General features: G+C 71.1%; 2 protein-coding genes. Both read left to right on the top strand.

Translation table 11 applies throughout. From position 1 onward, the window contains the following. Window positions 1-379 precede the first annotated feature (379 nt). Window positions 380-1828, top strand: a complete 1449-nt coding sequence (locus tag RWP81_RS16030; RefSeq protein WP_314457781.1) for a betaine/proline/choline family ABC transporter ATP-binding protein — start codon at window positions 380-382, stop codon at window positions 1826-1828. Then, window positions 1828-2753: ABC transporter permease subunit (locus tag RWP81_RS16025; protein ID WP_314457779.1), on the top strand; the 926-nt coding region annotated here is incomplete at its 3' end. The genes RWP81_RS16030 and RWP81_RS16025, both read left to right, overlap by 1 nt.

Here is a 2753-nt window from a genome sequence, read left to right as displayed (position 1 = left end):
CTCCCGCCCGTCGGCCCCGCGGAGGGCGCTGCGACACGCCCGGGCCGACATCACGGGCGCGGCCGACAACGGTGTCACCACCGCGTCGAGCACATGCGCGCGCGTGCCACACGGCATCCGGGATCGCAAGGCGAGCGGCGATTTGCCAGCCATTCCATCAGCATGAAACGTTTGTGCAGGCCCGTTTCCGGGCCGCCCACCCGACCAGTCCGCGGTCGCCGGTGACGACTCGAGGAGTCGACACGGCGAGCGTACGGTCGGCGGCCTGAGCGCCGGATCCGATGTCCGGCGCGGGTTGCGCTCCACCCCCGGGGAGCGCAGACGGCTGCCACCCGGGCGTGACCGCTGCGGCCACCCGAAGGCCGCCGAGGTGCACACGATGACCCCTCCGCCTGCCCTGCAGACGCCCGCCTCTCCGAGGTCCGCGTCCCCCACCCCCGCCTCCGCGACGCCCGACCCGGCGTCGCCGGTGTCCACCACACCCGCCCTCGCGGCGAAGAACCTGTTCAAGGTCTTCGGTCGCGCACCCCAGGCGGCCGTCGACAAGCTGCGCTCCGGTGCCCGCCGCGAAGACATCGCCGACGACGGGACCGCCGCCGTCGTCGACGCGAGCTTCGAGGTGGCGCCCGGCGAGATCTTCGTCATCATGGGCCTCTCCGGCTCCGGCAAGTCGACGATCATCCGCATGCTGAACGGCCTCCACGAGGCCACCGCGGGAACCGTCGAGGTGCAGGGCGATGCCCTCACCGGCGTCGGCGCCGCGCGCCTGCGGTCGCTCCGCCGCGACCGCCTCGCGATGGTCTTCCAACACTTCGCGCTGCTGCCCCATCGTACGGTGGCCGCGAACGTCGCCTACCCGCTCGAGCTCCGCGGGGTCGGCAAGACCGAGCGCCTCGCCAAGGCGAACGAGATCCTGGCGCTCGTCGGCCTCGAGGGCTGGGGCGACAAGCTCCCCTCGGCGCTCTCGGGTGGCATGCAGCAGCGCGTCGGCATCGCCCGCGCGCTCGCCGCCGACACCGACATCCTGCTCATGGACGAGGCGTTCAGCGCCCTCGATCCCCTGATCCGTCGCGAGATGCAGGAGCAGCTTCTCGAGCTCCAGCGGACGCTGAAGAAGACCATCGTCTTCATCACCCACGACCTCAACGAGGCCATGTTCCTCGGCGACCGGATCGCCGTCATGCGTGACGGACGCATCGTGCAGATCGGCACCCCCGAAGACATCCTCACCGACCCCGCGAACGACTACGTCGAGCAGTTCGTGCAGGATGTCGACCGCGCCCGTGTGCTCACCGCCGGCAATGTCATGGAGCGTCCGCGTCCACGCGTCGACGCCTCGGCGGGCCCGCGCACGGCGCTCCGGCAGATGCGCGACGCCTACATGTCGGCGGTCTACGTCACCGATCGCGACCGCAAGCCCCTCGGCATCATCACCGACCGGGATGCCATGAAGCTCGTGCGCGCGGGAGAGAGTTCGCTGCTCGGCACGCTCAAGCCCCTGCCGCAGAGCGTGCGCGACGACGACGTTCTGATGAACCTCTTCGTGCCGTCGGTCGAGTCGCCGCTTCCCCTCGCCGTCCTCGACGCCGACGGCCGTCTCGCGGGGGTCATCCCGCGCGTGACACTGCTCGCGGCTCTCGGTCCCGGCCCCACCTCGACCGAGGAGCTCACCGTGCTGCCCAAGCCCCTTCCCTCCGCCGAGATCGACGCGGTGCTCGACGCCCCGGGTATCGACCCGGATGCCGGTGAAACCCTGCCCGCGTCAGCCGTCGGCTCGAGGAGCACCGGCGTCGGAGCCGCGGCATCCGAGATCGAGGGGGTGCGCTGATGGATGGGTTCCGCATCCCCGTCGGATCCTGGGTGGATGCCGGTGTGGACTGGGTCCGCGACAACCTCTCGGGCCTGCTCGACCTCGTCGCCGTCGTCGTGCGTCTCCTCGTCGGCGGGCTCAGCGACGTGCTGCTCGCGGCGCCCATCATCGTGGTCATCCTCGTCGCGGCCGCCCTGGCGTGGCTCCTGCGCTCATGGAAGCTCGCGCTCGGCACCGTGATCGGGTTCGCGCTCATCCTCGCGATGGGCCAGTGGGTCACGGCGATGCAGACGCTCGCGCTCGTGCTCGTCGCCACCGTCGTGGCGGTGGCGATCTCGGTTCCGCTGGGCATCTGGTCGGCGCGAAACCCCACCGTGCGCGCGGTGCTGAAGCCGATCCTCGACTTCATGCAGACGATGCCCGCCTTCGTCTACCTGATCCCCGCGATCACGTTCTTCAGCATCGGCGTCGTGCCCGGTGTCGTCTCGACCGTCATCTTCGCGCTGCCCCCGGGAGTGCGGCTGACCGAGCTCGGCATCCGCGGCGTCGACTCCGAGACGGTCGAGGCCGGCCACGCGTTCGGTGCGACGCCCGGGCAGATCCTCCGCGGCATCCAGCTGCCCCTCGCCATGCCCACGATCATGGCGGGCGTCAATCAGGTCATCATGCTCGCGCTGTCGATGGCCGTGGTCGCCGGCATCGTCGGCGCCGACGGCCTCGGCAAGGAGGTCGTGGAGTCGATCTCGACCGTCAACCTCCCCAAGGGCGTCGAGGCGGGCCTGAGCGTTGTCGTGCTCGCGGTGTACCTCGACCGTCTCACCGCCGCCCTCGGCGATCGCGCCGACAACACGGGCTCGCTGCTGGGCATGATCGCCCGGCGCCGCGCCGCACGTCGGGCCGAGGTCGCCTCCGCGGGGGCGACGTCGGCACCGCACGTCGACAC

This window comes from uncultured Microbacterium sp., assembly GCF_963521695.1.
Lineage (GTDB): Bacteria > Actinomycetota > Actinomycetes > Actinomycetales > Microbacteriaceae > Microbacterium.
The sequence above is the reverse complement of the archived record's forward strand: the minus strand, read 5'-3'. Positions and strand labels throughout refer to the sequence as shown.

Excerpts from the sequence above, each read along its gene's own strand:
- RWP81_RS16030 (WP_314457781.1), top strand. The coding sequence starts at position 380 with ATGACCCCTCCGCCTGCCCTGCAGACGCCCGCCTCTCCGAGGTCCGCG.